Source organism: Methylomicrobium lacus LW14, assembly GCF_000527095.1.
Taxonomy (GTDB): Bacteria; Pseudomonadota; Gammaproteobacteria; order Methylococcales; family Methylomonadaceae; genus Methylomicrobium; species Methylomicrobium lacus.
This window is the reverse complement of sequence record NZ_AZUN01000001.1, coordinates 2309033-2325243: the sequence shown is the minus strand read 5'-3', so window position 1 is coordinate 2325243 and position 16211 is coordinate 2309033. Positions and strand designations below refer to the sequence as shown.

General features: G+C 55.6%; 8 protein-coding genes. 4 read left to right on the top strand and 4 right to left on the bottom strand.

Going from position 1 to position 16211, the window contains the following annotated elements; genetic code table 11:
- Window positions 1–291: 291 nt before the first annotated feature.
- From METLA_RS0110535 to METLA_RS0110515, 4 genes are all read right to left on the bottom strand, one after another.
- A complete protein-coding gene (locus METLA_RS0110535) occupies window positions 292–1998 on the bottom strand; it encodes a LeoA/HP0731 family dynamin-like GTPase (RefSeq protein WP_024298522.1) in 1707 nt (568 codons plus the stop codon).
- Window positions 1998–4199 (bottom strand): AAA family ATPase, encoded by a 2202-nt coding sequence (locus tag METLA_RS0110530; protein ID WP_024298521.1) that lies wholly within the window; start codon window positions 4197–4199, stop codon window positions 1998–2000. Before METLA_RS0110530 ends, METLA_RS0110535 begins: the two co-directional genes overlap by 1 nt.
- Window positions 4200–4909: 710 nt before the next feature.
- The gene (locus METLA_RS0110520; protein ID WP_024298519.1) at window positions 4910–7981 is read right to left on the bottom strand and encodes an efflux RND transporter permease subunit; all 3072 of its coding nucleotides are present in this window, start codon (window positions 7979–7981) and stop codon (window positions 4910–4912) included.
- Window positions 7982–7984: 3 nt separating this feature from the next.
- Window positions 7985–9154 carry an efflux RND transporter periplasmic adaptor subunit gene (locus METLA_RS0110515; RefSeq protein WP_024298518.1) on the bottom strand — a complete coding sequence of 390 codons (1170 nt, stop codon included), beginning with the start codon at window positions 9152–9154 and terminating at the stop codon, window positions 7985–7987.
- A gap of 560 nt (window positions 9155–9714) precedes the next feature.
- Here METLA_RS0110515 and METLA_RS0110505 point away from each other — a divergent pair.
- From METLA_RS0110505 to nirD, 4 genes are all read left to right on the top strand, one after another.
- Window positions 9715–11193 carry a NarK family nitrate/nitrite MFS transporter gene (locus METLA_RS0110505; RefSeq protein WP_024298516.1) on the top strand — a complete coding sequence of 493 codons (1479 nt, stop codon included), beginning with the start codon at window positions 9715–9717 and terminating at the stop codon, window positions 11191–11193.
- Between the two features lie 12 nt (window positions 11194–11205).
- Window positions 11206–12942: a bifunctional protein-serine/threonine kinase/phosphatase gene (locus METLA_RS0110500; RefSeq protein ID WP_024298515.1), complete on the top strand. Its 1737-nt coding sequence runs from the start codon at window positions 11206–11208 to the stop codon at window positions 12940–12942.
- A 370-nt stretch (window positions 12943–13312) separates the two neighbouring features.
- The gene (nirB, locus tag METLA_RS0110495) at window positions 13313–15880 is read left to right on the top strand and encodes a nitrite reductase large subunit NirB (RefSeq protein ID WP_024298514.1); all 2568 of its coding nucleotides are present in this window, start codon (window positions 13313–13315) and stop codon (window positions 15878–15880) included.
- Window positions 15877–16209: a nitrite reductase small subunit NirD gene (gene nirD / locus METLA_RS0110490; protein WP_024298513.1), complete on the top strand. Its 333-nt coding sequence runs from the start codon at window positions 15877–15879 to the stop codon at window positions 16207–16209. Before nirB ends, nirD begins: the two co-directional genes overlap by 4 nt.
- Window positions 16210–16211: the final 2 nt, after the last annotated feature.

The following is a 16211-nucleotide window of genomic DNA, read 5'->3' as shown; positions in this document are numbered from 1 at the left end:
GCCAGCCGTCCCCTCTCGCGACGCTGGCGCGTCTTTGACTGCGTTCCCACGCGGGCGAGTCACTGCCATTAAGTTAAGGATGGCCGGTTCCTTCTCACTCCGGAAGAAGGCTAGGATGACGACTGCAAGGATGCAGGAGTTAGAGCAATGCCGGAGCTATTGCCGAGGAGATCAAAATAAAAAATTTTCCTTATTTTATTTCCCTCACCCCGACCCTCTCCCGAAGGGAGAGGGAGATAACCGCCTTAACTTAATGGCAGTGACGCAGGCGAGTGGGAACGAGGCAAGGGATCAATCCTGCAATACGCTGAATTCAGCGTCGATGACTTCAACTGTTTCGCACCATTCATGGAGCTTTTGCCGTTGTTCACGCCTTTGCGTCAGGATTTTCTGAACATCCTGCACTTTGCTTTGCAGTTCGAGATAATCGGCAAAGAACTGCTCGATGAATTGTGGTCCGCTGATCAAATCGAGCAGCTCGCTCCGTTGTTTGTTGAAATTTTCTACCATATCTTCTAACGACTTGTGGAAGGCTTCTTCACGCTTCGCTTGCTCCCAACTGTCCCATGCTTCCAGCGCAATCCCTGCGAAGGCGAGAGCTCCATTGATTCCCTTGGCAAGTTTTACGGCGCCCCAGGGCTTGAATTTCAGAAATTTACCCAGATCCATCCCAACCGTTTTTGCAACGGTAACGATACCATCACGCACACCTAGTACCGTGGTGTTGTTGATCAGGTTGCTTTTGACTACATAATTCAGCCCCTGCTTACCTAGCACGTTGACAGCGGTATTGTAGTGATTGATTTCCGCCTCAAAACCCACCTTCATCTTGCTAACTTCAAGAGTGACGGATCGTAACTGACGTTCAAATTCATTCTGCAAACGAGTCGCAAGGACTACGCCTTCCGCCCCCACTTCACGCTCGAAGAACTCAGTAAAGGTTTCAATGCTCAAGCCATTGGCCTGTAGAATCAGGTCTGAAAAGTAATCCGAAACAAACTGGCGCAAGCTGATTCGCAGGTCCGAGATCTGACTGTCGGTTGAATTGAGCTGTTTTTTCAACCTGACGCACATATCTTCGAGCCTGTCGACTTCCAGGCCTATTTTTTCATTGGTGTCGATCGCAATAGGCAATTGCGTGTGCAACACATCGCGAATGATACTCTTTTTAGTTTCGTCAACGATGGCTGCCGCGCCGCCATTAGCCCTGACTTTCTCAGATGTCGCCTCCTGCAGCAAAGCAATATGGGAGAGCTCTTTGAACTTGTCCAGGTTCGATAGCCAGTACTCAGTACCCATATCGAACGGGTTCGCTGCTACCGCGATAATGGCCAGTTCATCGGCTTCTTTCTTATCAAGGTCGATCAGGTCCTGTAAACGACCGATCACATTGTTTCGTTTAATCTTCAGGTTTTCCCTGTAATCCCAGTCGTCTTCTACATCTGCTACGTCATCGAAGCGACTCAGTACAAAAACCGTACGAGGCAGTAGGTTCAATGTTCTGAACAACCAAACTAGGTCTTCCTTGTGACTTTCCTTGATGGGGTTGGTTGAGTTCATCACGTAAAGAACTAGATGCGCTTCGCTCACATACTTCTTAGAGATATCCTTGTATTTTTCAATTGAATGGGTTTCTTCGTTGTACTGCTCCTTGAAGCCAAACAACCCCGGCGTGTCGATCAAGACAAAATCTGAATCTACATCGTACAATTTCACTTCATTGGAAGATTCCTGGTTACTAATCTTCATACTGGATTTGTCCAGTTGTTCCATCCAGGCGGCGGCGATAGAAGTCTTACCCTCCGAGAAGCCACCGACCAAGGCTATCTTGAGTTTGTCGCCGGCGATACTTTGGATAGCCGTCTGTAATTTGTTTTTTAGGTTGGGGTCTATCTGTACCCCGACACTTTCGCCCCGCTGCAAAAAAGCCTGGAGTCTTTCCAGAATTTTCAAGGCTTGGGATTGTTGTGTCTTGAATGCATCTAATGTTTTGTTCATTACCTAGCGCCTTTTGCTTCTATTGTGTTGGATAGTATCGTCAGCTTTTCTGCAGATTCGACTAGCGTCGCGATTATTTCAGCGACCTGTCTGGCGGGCTCTTCCACCGCGTTTTTGATCTCGTCTACCTTTGTCTGCAACGCCGGAAATGCGTCATCCAGGCTTTTGCGCATCTCGATCTCCATCTGATGTTTGATTTTTTGCAGGTTTTCATCAGCAGCTTGGCGCTGCTGTGACATTTTGTAGCTAGAGCTAAATAAGCTGATAAGCGCCTTACCTAGACTGACCAGTAAGGTAACGACACTCAACGCCAATACGACCCAACCGGCGGGGTTCCAAAACAGAAACGCACCTCCTACAAGAGTACCAACCAAGTTCTGCCACTTAACACCGTTATCGATATCAATTTTCAATTCGAACTTGCTATCCAAATGCCGCGCTTGAATCTTAGAGTAAGTTTCCATCGATTCTCTGACATATTCCCGGAATCTTTCGATTACCGCGGAAATTTCAGATTGAAATTTCTTCAGCTCAGATTCTATGGCCTGCGGCAGGCGACTCTGCAGGACTACCTGTTCTTCCTCGATAAAGTTTTGAAGCGCCGTCTTGAAAGCGTCATTACTAATGTCTTTTTCAATGCGTTCGTAAATTTTCTTTCGAACTGTATTATTGAAATCGCTGATCGCACGCTCCCCCTGTGTCTCCAGCCTGTTTTTCAAGCCTTTCAGCGCTAAATCCAACTGGATGCGCGCATCTTCTGTATTCTGCTTTAGTTGCTGGCTAAGCGGAAGGAATGTCTCTCTCTGTATTGTGGTGACTTGAGTTGTAGCAGCCTTAACTACTTGGTTAGCTTTATTGAAATTGGAGCGTTTAATCTTGCTCTTGGAGTCTTTTAACAGCTTACTAGTCAGCAGTTCATGGAAATTCGACACATTGGATTTACATAGCACTTCCTGGGTACTGAACTTGCTCAGGATTTTTGATCTGCTCTTGGCATTGGATGAGTCTGGCAACAGGCAGTCGGCAACTGCTAAGAAGGCAGGCTGAGCGCTCAACGGAAACACTTTCTGATAATTTTCCCCCAGTTGCTCGCGCATTTTACTGTCAAGATCTTGCAGGCTATCCTGCTCGTCCTGGCTGATCAGTTCGCCTTTCTCCAATTGGAGCGGGTTGGTAATGCGTTTATTGAAGATCGTCCAAACTTCAGTTTGCGCATCGAGATGCTCCTTGATTTTCTCAAGTGTACCTTTGTTACCTTCACTCCCCTTTTGAGGGGCCGCCGCCTTACCTGTCACATAAAATACCGCGTGCGCTTTCTGTACCGCATTTCCAATGCTCTCGATGACTTGTGATTCCTTGCCTTCGATGCCGGGCACATCAAGCAAGATAAATTTCTGATTTTCCCACTCGAATGTATAGGGCTCAGTTTCGACAGTAAAGTCTGAGCGGCCATTGCCGATGATTCCTCCATCGGCAAAGACCTCCAGGTGTTTCAATTTTTCTTCAAGGCGTTTGTGTTCCTTTTCGAGGGCTGTTTTCCGCCTCTGCTCCTTAAGCTGCTGCTGAGTGAACCGCTTGATGTCGTTGCGTCTCTCAGCCTCAACCGTTTTCAAGTTTTTCATTGCCTTCTTTCTTGCTTTTTCTTCAGGCAGCTTCAGAAATAAACGCAAGAGTTTCTGCCATAAAGACGCCGCTTTCATTTTTTCAGCTGTCAAAAGTTGTAAATGACGGATCTTTTCCTTTAGAGCATCTTCCCGCGCCTCATGCTGCTGAACGCTATCCTTCAGATCATTTTGCAATTGGGTGAGCGATTCTTCGTTCTGCAGGATCGCCTGACGTAAAGCCTCGAAACGTTCATCGCTAATGCCATGCTTGTTCATCAAAGATTTGAATCTATGCTGTGCCTTGATCTTACTCTGTTCCCTTAGCATGATCCGAAGTGTTTCTATGATTGTCGACTTACCGGCATTAGTTTCACCATAAAATGCGATGGTAAAGGTATCCCATTCTGCATGTCCCTTAAGTGCAGCTATATCAATATTAATCTTCTCCTGAAGGTCTTTCAGAATTTTCCTGGCACTTTCTGTTGCCGCCGAAATTTTCTCATTCTCTGGAGATCCTTCAAGTTTTTTTAAAATCCTGTCAACTTCAACCGAAACGTTTCGATATATGGTCTTCGGAGATTCCGTATCATTTAGCATTAAATCTCGTCCTTAATCAAAGTTTTTTGCGGTCTTCATGTGGTGACCTGCGTCAAAAAATAGATGGGTGATAGTGTTTTGCGGGAAACATGCTAGCGATGTAGCAAAAGTCATACAAATAATTTCCTATTAATCGAGTATCGGGTAATTAACTCGGAAATTCCATGATCCACAAAAAATAATCTCGATGAGGGTTGTAGCAAAGCTGTTCAAATAAGAATTGAACCTTGTATTTTAAAAGAGCATTCAAATTTTGCCAATTTTGTCGACTTTTCTGCACAAACAAAGCCTCGCTGAGCAGATGTTCCCGTCCTTTATATTCGTGCAAAACGATTGCACGGAGTTGATTTTTCAAAGCCCATTTCTTGTTCAAAAATTTCGATAGCTTTGTCCCATTCCTCACGACTTAAAACACGATCTGGGTTTAATTACGCGTGATAAAGCGGCTTTTGCATCGTGTGCTGTTGACGCCGTTAGATAGTCAAATTTCAACCGACACTAACACACAAAGGTTAACGAAACTATAAAGCCAACGTCAAAAACCGGCGCGACAAATGACTAACGATACGAATGACTACTTTCCGAGTTTGACCTGCCATCTGTTTAGTGCATTTGGTTGGCGGTTTTTGGCCTTGTTGCCAATGTATAAAACTCATCACCAACGGCAGTTTCGAAATTGCAGCAAGGCCGGTCCCAACCAATAAAACCGGTCAATTTGCCCCCGCCACCGACACCTTCCCCTGCCGACTAAGGCGTCCCAACCCTTGCTTCAACCCATCAACATAAGTAAACACCACCGGCACCACCAGCAAACTCAGCAGCGTGGAGCTGAGCAAGCCGCCGATCACCGCAATCGCCATCGGTTGCCGGAAGCTGGCGTCGGAACCGAAACCCAGGGCAATCGGCAGCATGCCGGCAATCATCGCGACCGTGGTCATTATGATCGGGCGGGCCCGCTTATGGCAGGCATCCACCAGTGCGTCATGCCGCGACAAGCCGCGCTCCCTCCTTGCCGCCAGCGCATATTCCACCAGTAAAATCGAGTTTTTGGTGACGATGCCCATCAGCATGATCAAACCGATCATCGAGGGAATATTCAACTCGCCGCCGGTGATCAACAGCGCGATAAACGCTCCGCCCAGCGACAGCGGAATCGCCGACAAGATGGTCAGCGGCTGGAAGAAATCCTTGAACAGCAGCACCAGCACGCAGAACACGCAAAGCAGGCCCGTCAACATCGCAAAACCGAAACCGCCGGCCATCTCTTCCATCATTTCCGCATCGCCGGTCTCGATCAGCTTGACGCCGGACGGCATGTTCTTCACCGCCGGCAGCGCCTTGGCGGCCGCCAAGGCGGCGCCCAACGACATCCCGCCCAGTTCGGCATTGACGGTGACGAAGCGGCGGCGGTCGTAACGGTTCAACTGCGCCGAGCCGCCAGCCAGCGATAACTCGGCGACGCTGGACAGCGGCACCAGGCCGTTGCTGGACTTGATCCTAAGATTGCTCAGCACCTGCAAATCCCGGCGGGCGGCATCGGCCATCCGCACCCGAATCCCAAGTTGCCGGTTGTCCAGGTTGAGCTTGGCCAGTTGCGTGTCGAAATCGCCGCTGGTGGCGATGCGCACGGTTTCGCCTATCAGTTCGGCGGTGATACCCAGTTCGGCGGCGCGCTGCCAGTCGGGCCGAATCACGATTTCCGGGCGTTCCAGACTCGCGGTGCTGGTAATGTTGCTTAGCGTGCCGATGCTGCGCAGGTCCCGTTCCAATGCCTGGGCGCTGGCTTTCAGCGCCGGGGCATTCTCGCTGGACAGAATCAGCGACATCTTTTCGCCCGGACCGCCGACGCCAAGGGAGAAACGCGCGCCGGCGACATCACGCAAGGCCTGACGCACCGCCTGTTCGATTTCGGTTTGCGACGGCCTTTGGTCGCGTTCCTGCAACGTCAGCGTCAATGAACCCTCGCGCACCTCGCCGGCCCGGATCAGGGCCCCGTCGGCTATATGGCCGCTGCCGACCGCCGTGAACAGGTGGTCGATGCCGGCTACCGGTTTCAGCGCCACCCGCACGGCTTCCGCCACCCGACTGGCATCGGTTATCGAACTGCCGGGCGGCAATTCGAAATGCACCAAGGTATAACCGCGATCGGAGGCCGGTACGAAGCCGGCCGGAATCATCGGCACCATGCCGCAGGCGACAACGAAGAACAGCGTCGCCAACCCCAGCGTGGTCTTGCGCTGCGTCAGCGTCCAGCGCACCATTTGCAGATAAGCCTGCATCAGCCTGCCGTCCGGCGTCGCCGGATGATGGCGGTCGGTAAGCAGAAACACCGCCAGCACCGGCGTCAGCAAGCGCGCGACCAGCAGGGATGCCAGCACCGCTACCACCGCCGTCCAGCCGAATTGCTTGAAAAACATCCCGGTAATGCCGTTCATCAATGCGGTCGGCATGAAGACCGCCACCAGCGTCAGCGTGGTGGCGATCACCGCCAGCGCGATTTCGTCGACCGCGTCGGCGGCGGCCTGGCGTACCGTTTTACCTTGCTGCACATGACGAGCGATGTTTTCGATTTCGACGATGGCATCGTCGACCAGGATGCCGACCACGATCGCCAAAGCCAGCAAGGTCAGCATGTTCAGCGAAAAACCCAACCAATGCATCACCGCAAAGGTCGGCAGGATCGACAAGGGCAAGGCCGATGCCGACACCAGCGTCGCCCGCCAGTCGCGCAGGAACCACCATACCACCAGCACCGCCAGCAGCGCGCCTTCGTACAGCATCGTCATCGAACCCTCATACTGTTCCAGCGCATAATCGACCGAACCGGAAATCAAGGTTACGCTGATGCTTGGATCGGCTTCCTGCAAACGTTGCAACGCCTGTTGCACACCTTCGGCGACTCGGGTTTCGTCATGGCCTTTGGCGCGGTAAACATTGAAGCCTATTACCGGCTTGCCATCCAGCAAGGCCACCTGGGTACGTTCGGCCACGGTATCCCTGACCGTGGCGACTTGCTCCAGACGCACGTCGCGGCCGTTGCCCAGCGCTATCGGCATAGCCGCCAGTTCCGATGCCTGACGTACCGTCGCCAAGGTGCGCAGCGATTGTTCCGCTAGCCCGAGATTGCCGCGTCCGCCGGAGGATTCCTGCTGCACCTGTTTTAGCGCCCTGGATACATCGGTGGCCGTCACGCCCAGCGACGCCATCCGCACCGGGTCGACTTCCACCTGGACTTCGCGCTGCACGCCGCCCAGACGTTCGAAGCGGCCGAGCCCCGCCACGCCGGACAGGGTCTTGCCGACGGTGTCATCGACATACCAGGATAAGGCTTCTTCATCCAGCTTTGAGGAGGCAATCGCATAGGTCAGCGTCGGTACGCCGCCGACAACGACGGCGCTGACGCTGGGTTGCTGCACGCTGGTGGGTAAATCCGAGCGCACCCGGTCGACGGCATCCTTGGTTTCGGTCAAGGCGTCGGACAGTTTCTTCTCCAGCACGAATTCGGCACTGATTTGCACCAGGCCGTCGGTGATCGAGGTGCGGATATGCTTGAGGCCGGACAAGGTGGCGATGGAATTCTCGACCTTGCGCGCCACTTCGGTTTCCAGCTGCGCCGGCGCGGCGCCGGGCTGGCTGAGCTGGATGATGATTCCGGGCAGATCGAGGTCCGGCAGGCTTTGGATGGACAACTGCTGAAAGCCGCGCAAGCCGGCAAACGACAGCATGATGAACAACAACACCGCCGGTATCGGATTGCGGATGGACCAGGTCGCCAGATTCATCGCTTAACCCTCGCTGCCGGCGGCAGGGGCCGGGGCAATCTGCACTCTATCGCCGTCGTTCAGAAAGCCCGCGCCTTCGACGACGATGCGGTCGGTGTCGCCGAGGCCTTTGACGATTTCGACCTCGGCGTCCTGCCGGCGGCCGGTCTCGACCGGATGCAAAGCGACCGGAGCGACGGCGTCGGCGCTTTTCAGTTTCAACACATAGCTGCGGCCGTCGCGGATCACCACGCTGGCGGCCGGCACCGTCAGCGCCGGGCTCTCGGTCAGCAGCAGCAGGCCGGCGGCATACATGCCGGCGCGCGCCTTGCTGCCGGGAAGCAGGTCGGCATAGACGATGCCCAGACGGGATTGCGGGTTCAGGGCGGGGGCCAGTTGCCGTAAGCGGGCTTCGGCACGGCTGCCGTCCGGCAGGCTAAGACTGATGTGCAGGCCGGGGCGGGTTTGCGCCATTTGCGCGGCGGTCAGTTCGCCGCGCCATTCCAGACGATTCTGGCGTATCAGCCGAAACAGCTCCTGACCGCCGGCGGTCACGGAGCCTAGCGTCGCCTGGCGGGCGCTGATGATGCCGTGGTCCGGCGCCAACACCTCGGTATAGCTTAATTCCAGCCGTTTGGCAGCCAGCTGGGCCTTGACCGCTTCGACCTGGGCGCGGGAGGTTTCCGCTTCGGTCTCATAGCGCAATATCTCCTGCTGGCTCAGGCTGCCGGCGTTTTTCAGCTTCAATACCCGTTGTTTATTGGTTTCGGCCTGCGCCGCCGTGGCCTGGGCCTGGGCCAGATTGGCTTTGAGCTGGGCCAGGTCGGCGCTGATCATGTCGGCATCGAAACGCGCCAGCAACTGACCGCGTTTGACCGCGTCGCCGACATTCGCCCGCACTTCGACCAAGCGCAATCCGGACAACTGCGCGCCGATCACCGCTTCCTGCCAAGGCTCGATGGTGCCCGAGGCGTCGATCGTCTCGGACCATTGCCGCCATTGCGGCGCGGCGCGGGTCACCGTCAATGCCGCCGCAGGTTGCGCTTGGCCGGTTTCAGTCGGCTTGGGCGCGGCCCGCAAGTACATAACGCCGGCCGACAACGCCAGTAAGGCAAAAACGCCTGCCAGTAAGGTCCCACGGCCGATGCCGCGCAGTGTCGATAGGTTGGAGGAAAGGAATTTGGGTGTCATCATGACGGATAATCTCGGCGGGGAAGAGTGACTTATAACTGAATCGTTCGGTTTAAATAGATTTGACAGAATCGAGCTGTCAATCGAACCTGAACCGGTTAGTTTACTCAAGAAATGTTACATGCGAATTTAATCGGCGATGTGACAGGCGAAAAAAAGCGACGAAAGCCGTCAGGCCCTCCTCGATAAAGAGGGATTCAATTCCCGTCCCGGCAATAAAGCGGTGCGCGGCGCACAAGCATCATTCACATGGCGCAGACGCCGGCCTCTTTTCGCTTCACTATTGTGGCAAAGCGCACCATGTTGATGCAATAGGCATTGCTTTGGTGCTTTCCCATGTGGCGCTTCACTGTCATTAAGTTAAGGCGTTCGCTGAGCGAAGTCGAAGCGATTTTCTGGTTCCCGCGCGCCGCGTGGGAACCCAGGGCGGACGCGCCGGCGTCCCGCCTCGCGACGCTGGCGCGTCGTGACGGTATTCCCACGCAGCGCGCGGGAACGAGGATTGAATTGGCATGCAACCTGCTTGTGCATAGCTCAATCGATTAACTTCTGAGAAATCCATCATGTCGAGCGCAAATTTTAATCTGTTGTCCTTTTCGGGAAGAATGAAGATTCTTCACATGACCTGGCTGGCGTTTTTTATCAGCTTCGTGGTCTGGTTCAACCATGCGCCGTTGATGCTGGTGATCGCCAAGACCTTGAATCTGGACGATTCGCAGATCAAGACGATCCTGATCCTGAACGTCGCGTTGACCATTCCTGCGCGTATCGTGATCGGCATCCTGGTCGACAAGTTCGGCCCCAAACGCACTTATTCGATACTGCTGGGGCTCGGCAGCATTCCCTGTTTCATGTTCGCGCTGGCGGAGAGTTTTGAGCAATTGGCGCTGGCCCGCTTCTTACTGGGCTTTATCGGCGCCGGTTTCGTGATCGGCATCCGGATGGTCGGCGAATGGTTTCCGGCCCGGCAGATCGGCATCGCCGAAGGCGTTTACGGCGGCTGGGGCAACTTCGGCTCGGCGGCGGCTGCGGGCTCCCTGCCGCTGATCGCGCTGCTGTTCGGCGGCGATGAAGGCTGGCGCTATGCGGTCGCGAGCACCGGCGCGATCGCGCTGGTGTATGCGTTCATCTATTATTTCAGCGTCACCGATACGCCGAAAGGATCGACCTATTTCAAGCCGAAAAAGGCGGGCGCGATGGAAGTGACCAGCGTCGGCGATCTGATTTTTTATATCGTGATGACGATCCCTCTGTATGCGACCTTGTCGGTGCTGACCTGGAAATTGTCCCCGGCCGGCGTGAGCCTGTTGCCGGGCATGATCGCCTATTATATCCATGCGGCCATCTGGGTCTTGTTTTTGTACAACGTCCATAAGATTGTTCAGGTGAACAAGGATCATGTCTTCGAGCCGGTCGAAGCCATTCACCAATACAAATTCAAGCAGGTCGCGATTCTGAATTTATCTTATATGATCACATTCGGCGCCGAACTGGCGGTCGTGTCGATGCTGCCGCTGTTTTTCTTCAATACCTTTCATGCAACGCAAGGCGTCACGATGGTGCAGGCGGGGCTTCTGGGCGGCAGCTTCGCGTTCATGAACATGGTCGCGCGCCCCGGCGGCGGTTGGTTCAGCGACCGTTTCGGCCGCAAGCTGTCGCTGACGATCGTGACCGCGGGCGTGTTGATCGGTTTCTCGTGCATGTCGCAGATCAATGCGTCCTGGCCGGTCTCGGCTGCGGTGGGTGTCACCCTGGTCTGCTCCTTTTTTGTGCAGGCCGGCTGCGGCGCGGTCTATGCGATGGTGCCGCTGATCAAGCGGCGGATGACCGGCCAGATCGCCGGCATGGTCGGCGCTTACGGCAACGTCGGCGGCGTGATGTTTTTGACCGTGCTGTCGTTCGTGACCCCGTCCGAGTTTTTCCTGGTGATCGGCGCGGTCGCTTTCTTCGTGATGGTCGCGGTGCAGTACATCGACGAGCCGGCGGGGCATATGGTCGAGGTGCAGGAAGACGGCACGATCGAGATGATTGAAGTGAATTGATAGCCGTTCTTCATGACTTCAGCCAAATTATCCGTCAGCATTGCCTTTGCCAGCGAGCCGGGCGTCAAGGAAGAGAATCAGGACTTTGCCGGTTCCCTGATTCCGGACGATCATCAATTGGCTTACAAAGGCATCGCGGCGGCGATTGCGGACGGCATGAGCGGCTGCGATGCGGGCAGGGAGGCGAGCCATTGCTGTGTCGCGGCGTTTCTGGACGACTACTACAGCACACCTGAATCCTGGTCGGTCAAATACGCCGGACAAAAGATTCTGTCGGCGACCAATTCCTGGCTGTACAGCCAGGGCCAGCGCCGTTATCAGTCGACGCACGGCATGGTCAGCACGCTCAGCGCGATCGTTCTGAAATCGAACACCGCGCACCTGTTCCATGTCGGCGATTCGCGCATCTATCGGCTGCGGGGCGGCAACCTGGAGCAGCTGACCCGCGACCACCGGGTCCGTGCCGGCAATGAGCGCGATTATCTGAACCGGGCGATGGGCATCGAGCCGCGCCTGGAGGTCGACTACCAGGCGCTGCCCTTGCAGAGAGGCGATCTGTTTGTGATGACGACCGACGGGGTGCATGACTTCATCGATCAGAAGTCGTTAAAAAAGCGGCTGCTGGATGGCGGCGATCTGGACGGTCTGGCGCAGAGCCTGGTCGATCTGGCCGCGCAAAACCGGAGCGACGACAACCTGACCTGCCAAGTGCTTAGGATCGAGGCACTGCCGCTGCTGAAGGAAGACGAAATTCTGCGCCGCCAGAGCCAGTTGCCGTTTCCGCCGCCTTTGAGCCCCGGCATGATTCTGGACGGCTACCGGATCGAGGCGGAAATGCATGCGAGCAAGCGCACGCAGATTTACCGCGCGCTCGACACCGAAACCGGCATGCGGGTGATCCTGAAAACCCCGTCCGTACTGTATGACGACGACACCCATTACATCGAGCATTTTCTGCATGAAGAATGGGCCGGCAAGCGCATTCATAATGACCATGTGGTCAAAATACTCGGCTCCGACCGCGACAAAAGCTGCCTCTATTATGTGACCGAATATCTCGAAGGGCCGACCCTGGCCGAATGGATGCAGGCGAATCCGAAGCCCGAGATCCGGGATGTCAGGAAAATCATCGAGCAGATCGCACTGGGCCTTCGGGCATTCCACCGGATGGAGATGCTGCATCAGGATTTGAAGCCCGAAAACATCGTATTCGACCCTAACGGCTCACTCAAGATCATCGATTTCGGCTCGGTCAAGATCGCCGGCATCGCCGAGATGACTCCGCTCGATCATGGCTCCCCCGAAAACATCCTCGGCACCTTGAACTATACCGCGCCCGAATACCATCTGGGCCTGCGCGGCTCGATCAAGTCCGATCTGTTCTCATTGGGCGTGATCGCGTATCAAATGATCAACGGCGCGCTGCCGTTCGGCCGGGATATGCCGGAAAAACCGAACCGGACGAATCTGGACAAACTCCGCTATGTGCCGAGCATTCATTGCAATCCGATGGTGCCGGTCTGGATCGACGGCGCGCTGAAAAAAGCGACCTCGATCCAGCCGGAGTTCCGCTACGACGACCTGTCCGAATTTCTTTACGACCTTTCCACCCCGAATCCGAAGTTTTTGACCGCCGAGGAAGCGTTGCCGCTGATGCAGCAAAATCCCTTGCTGGTCTGGAAAACGCTGGCTCTTCTCCTCCTCGTCGCCAATCTGGTGACGCTGTATTTCCTGCTCAAGTCGAACTGACTCCTATCCCCGAGATAACAAGTCGTTTGTGGGAGCGACGCCCACGTCGCGACTTGCGACTTGTTTTCAATCGCGACGTGGGCGTCGCACCCACTGTAATGCCTTCTCACGGATGATTTTCGGTCTGTGCTGTCTCCGGCTTGGCCTGGATCGAGGCTTTACGCACTAAAGGTGATTGCCGTGCACTATTAAAGGGTGCCGGATGGCCGATTGGCGGATGAATGCACCATTGTCGTGCGATTTGTGCGCGGTATTCTTTAGCGGTTTTGTCGGTTTTTGATAAAAATAATAATAAACAATGGGTTATATAAAATGGCCTGCATATTGCTTAGGTTGGGTACTGGGCGTTAATCTGTTGATTGAGGGTGTCATGAGTACAAAACAAACAATCGTCGTGATCGGCAACGGCATGGTCGGGCAGAATTTTTTGGCCAGCTTTGCCTCCAGCGGCAAACAAGCCGATTACAACATCGTGACTTTTTGCGAAGAACCGAGAGCGGCTTACGACCGGGTGCATCTCTCTTCGTTTTTCAGCGGCAAGACCGCCGACGATCTGTCCTTGGTCGAGGAGGGTTTCTTCGAGCAAAACGGCATCACCGTACACCTCGGCGACAAGGCCGCGAGCATCGACCGGGCCGCCAAAACGGTCAGTTCCGCCAAAGGCGTTACGGTCGCCTACGACAAGCTGGTGCTGGCGACCGGATCCTATCCTTTCGTGCCGCCGGTGCCGGGGCATGAGCGCCCGCACTGTTTCGTCTACCGCACGATCGAGGATCTCGAAGCGATCACCGCTTCCGCGCAAGACGGCAAGGTCGGGGTCGTGATCGGCGGCGGCCTGCTGGGATTGGAAGCGGCCAAGGCGCTGACCGATCTGGGCCTCAAAACACATGTGGTCGAATTCGCCCCGCGGCTGATGGCGGTGCAGCTCGACGAGTCCGGCGGCGCGATGCTCAGGCAAAAAATCGAAGCGCTCGGCGTGGACGTGCATACCGGCAAGAACACCAGCGTGATCAAGGACGGCGACACTTGCCGCCATAAGATGTGTTTCGCGGACGGCACAGAGCTCGAAACCGACCTGATCCTGTTTTCGGCCGGCATCCGCCCGCGCGACGAACTGGCCCGGGCCTCGGGTCTTGACATGGGGCCGCGCGGCGGCATCGTGATCGACAATCAATGCAGGACCTCCGATCCGAATATCTACGCGATCGGCGAATGCGCGCTCTGGAACGGCATGATCTTCGGCCTGGTCGCGCCCGGCTATGCGATGGCGCGGACCGTGGCCGCCGACCTGACCGGCGGCGAGGGCAGTTTCACCGGCGCGGACATGAGCACCAAACTGAAGCTGATGGGCGTCGACGTGGCCAGCATCGGCGATGCGCATGCGAAAACGCCGGGCGCGATGGTTTATACCTATCAGAACGGCGCGACCGAAGTCTATAAACGCCTGGTGGTCAGCCAGGACAAGAAACGCCTGCTCGGCGCGGTGCTGGTCGGCGATGCGTCCGGCTACGGCACCCTGCTGCAATACTGTCTGAACGGCATCGAACTGCCGGAAAATCCGGACGCGCTGATTCTGCCGAGCCGCTCCGACGAATCGGTCGGTTTGGGTCCCGATGCATTGCCGATGTCCGCGACGATCTGCTCCTGCTATAACGTGACCAAGGGCGACATCTGCCAGTCTATCGACGGCGGCTGCACCACGATCGGAGGACTCAAAGCCGAGACGAAGGCCTCGACCGGCTGCGGCGGCTGCGCGGCGCTGCTCAAATCGGTATTGAACTCCGAACTTTCGAAGCACGGTTACGAGGTCAATACCGACATCTGCGAACACTTTCCCTACACCCGCCAGGATCTGTACAACCTGGTGATGGTCAAGCAAATCACGACTTTCGACGAACTGCTCGAAAAATACGGCAAGGGCAGTGGCTGCGACATCTGCAAGCCGGCGGTCGGCTCGATCCTGGCCTCTTACTGGAACGATTACATCCTGAAAAACGATCACCTCGGCCTTCAGGACACCAACGATACCTTCCTGGCGAACATGCAGAAGGACGGCACTTATTCGGTCGTGCCGCGCATCACCGGCGGCGAGATCAAGCCGGACATGCTGATCGCGCTCGGCCAGGTCGCGAAGAAATACATGCTGTATACCAAGATCACCGGCGGTCAACGCGTCGATCTGTTCGGCGCGCGCGTCGAGCAGCTGCCGGCTATCTGGAAGGACCTGATCGATGCCGGCTTCGAATCCGGCCATGCCTACGGCAAGTCGCTGCGCACGGTCAAATCCTGCGTCGGCAGCACCTGGTGCCGCTTTGGCGTCGACGACAGCGTCGGCCTCGCGATCGAACTCGAAAACCGCTACAAGGGCCTGCGTTCGCCGCACAAGATCAAGTTTGCGGTCTCCGGCTGCACCCGCGAATGCGCGGAAGCGCAAGGCAAGGACGTCGGCGTGATCGCGACCGAAACCGGCTGGAACCTCTACGTCTGCGGCAACGGCGGCATGAAGCCGCGGCATGCCGATCTGTTCGCAACCGGGCTCGACAAGGAAACCCTGATCAAATTGATCGACCGCTTCCTGATCTTTTATGTGCGCACCGCCGACCGCCTGCAGCGGACCTCGGTCTGGATGGAAAACATGGAAGGCGGTCTCGATTATCTGAAAGCGGTGGTCATCGACGACAAGCTCGGCGTGTGCGAACAACTCGAACAGCAGATGCAATACGTGATCGACACCTATCAATGCGAATGGAAGACCACGATCAACGACGAAGCGAGGCTCAAGCGCTTCCGCCATTTCATCAACAGCGATGCGCAGGACGACAACGTGCTGTTCGTCGAGGAACGCGGCCAGTTTAGGCCGGCCGGTGAGGACGAGCGCAAGCATTTCAAACTGATTTCTGAAACAGAACAAGAAACCATAACGGGAGAGGTGGAATGACCGAATGGATCGATGTGTGCGGCGCGGACGACCTTCAGCCCAATTCGGGCGTCTGCGCGCTGGTAAATGGACAACAGGTGGCGATTTTTTTCATGCCGAAAGAACAGGCCGTGTTTGCGATCGGCAATTACGATCCGATCGGTCAGGCGAACGTGCTGTCGCGCGGCATGATCGGCGACATCAACGGCCAGATCGTGGTCGCCTCGCCCTTGTATAAACAGCATTTCAACCTGCAGACCGGGGTCTGCGTGGAGGATGCGGCGGTATCGGTGCCCGTGTACCCGATCCGGATTGAAAACGGCCGGGTCGCAGTCGGCATCGGAGACTAAAG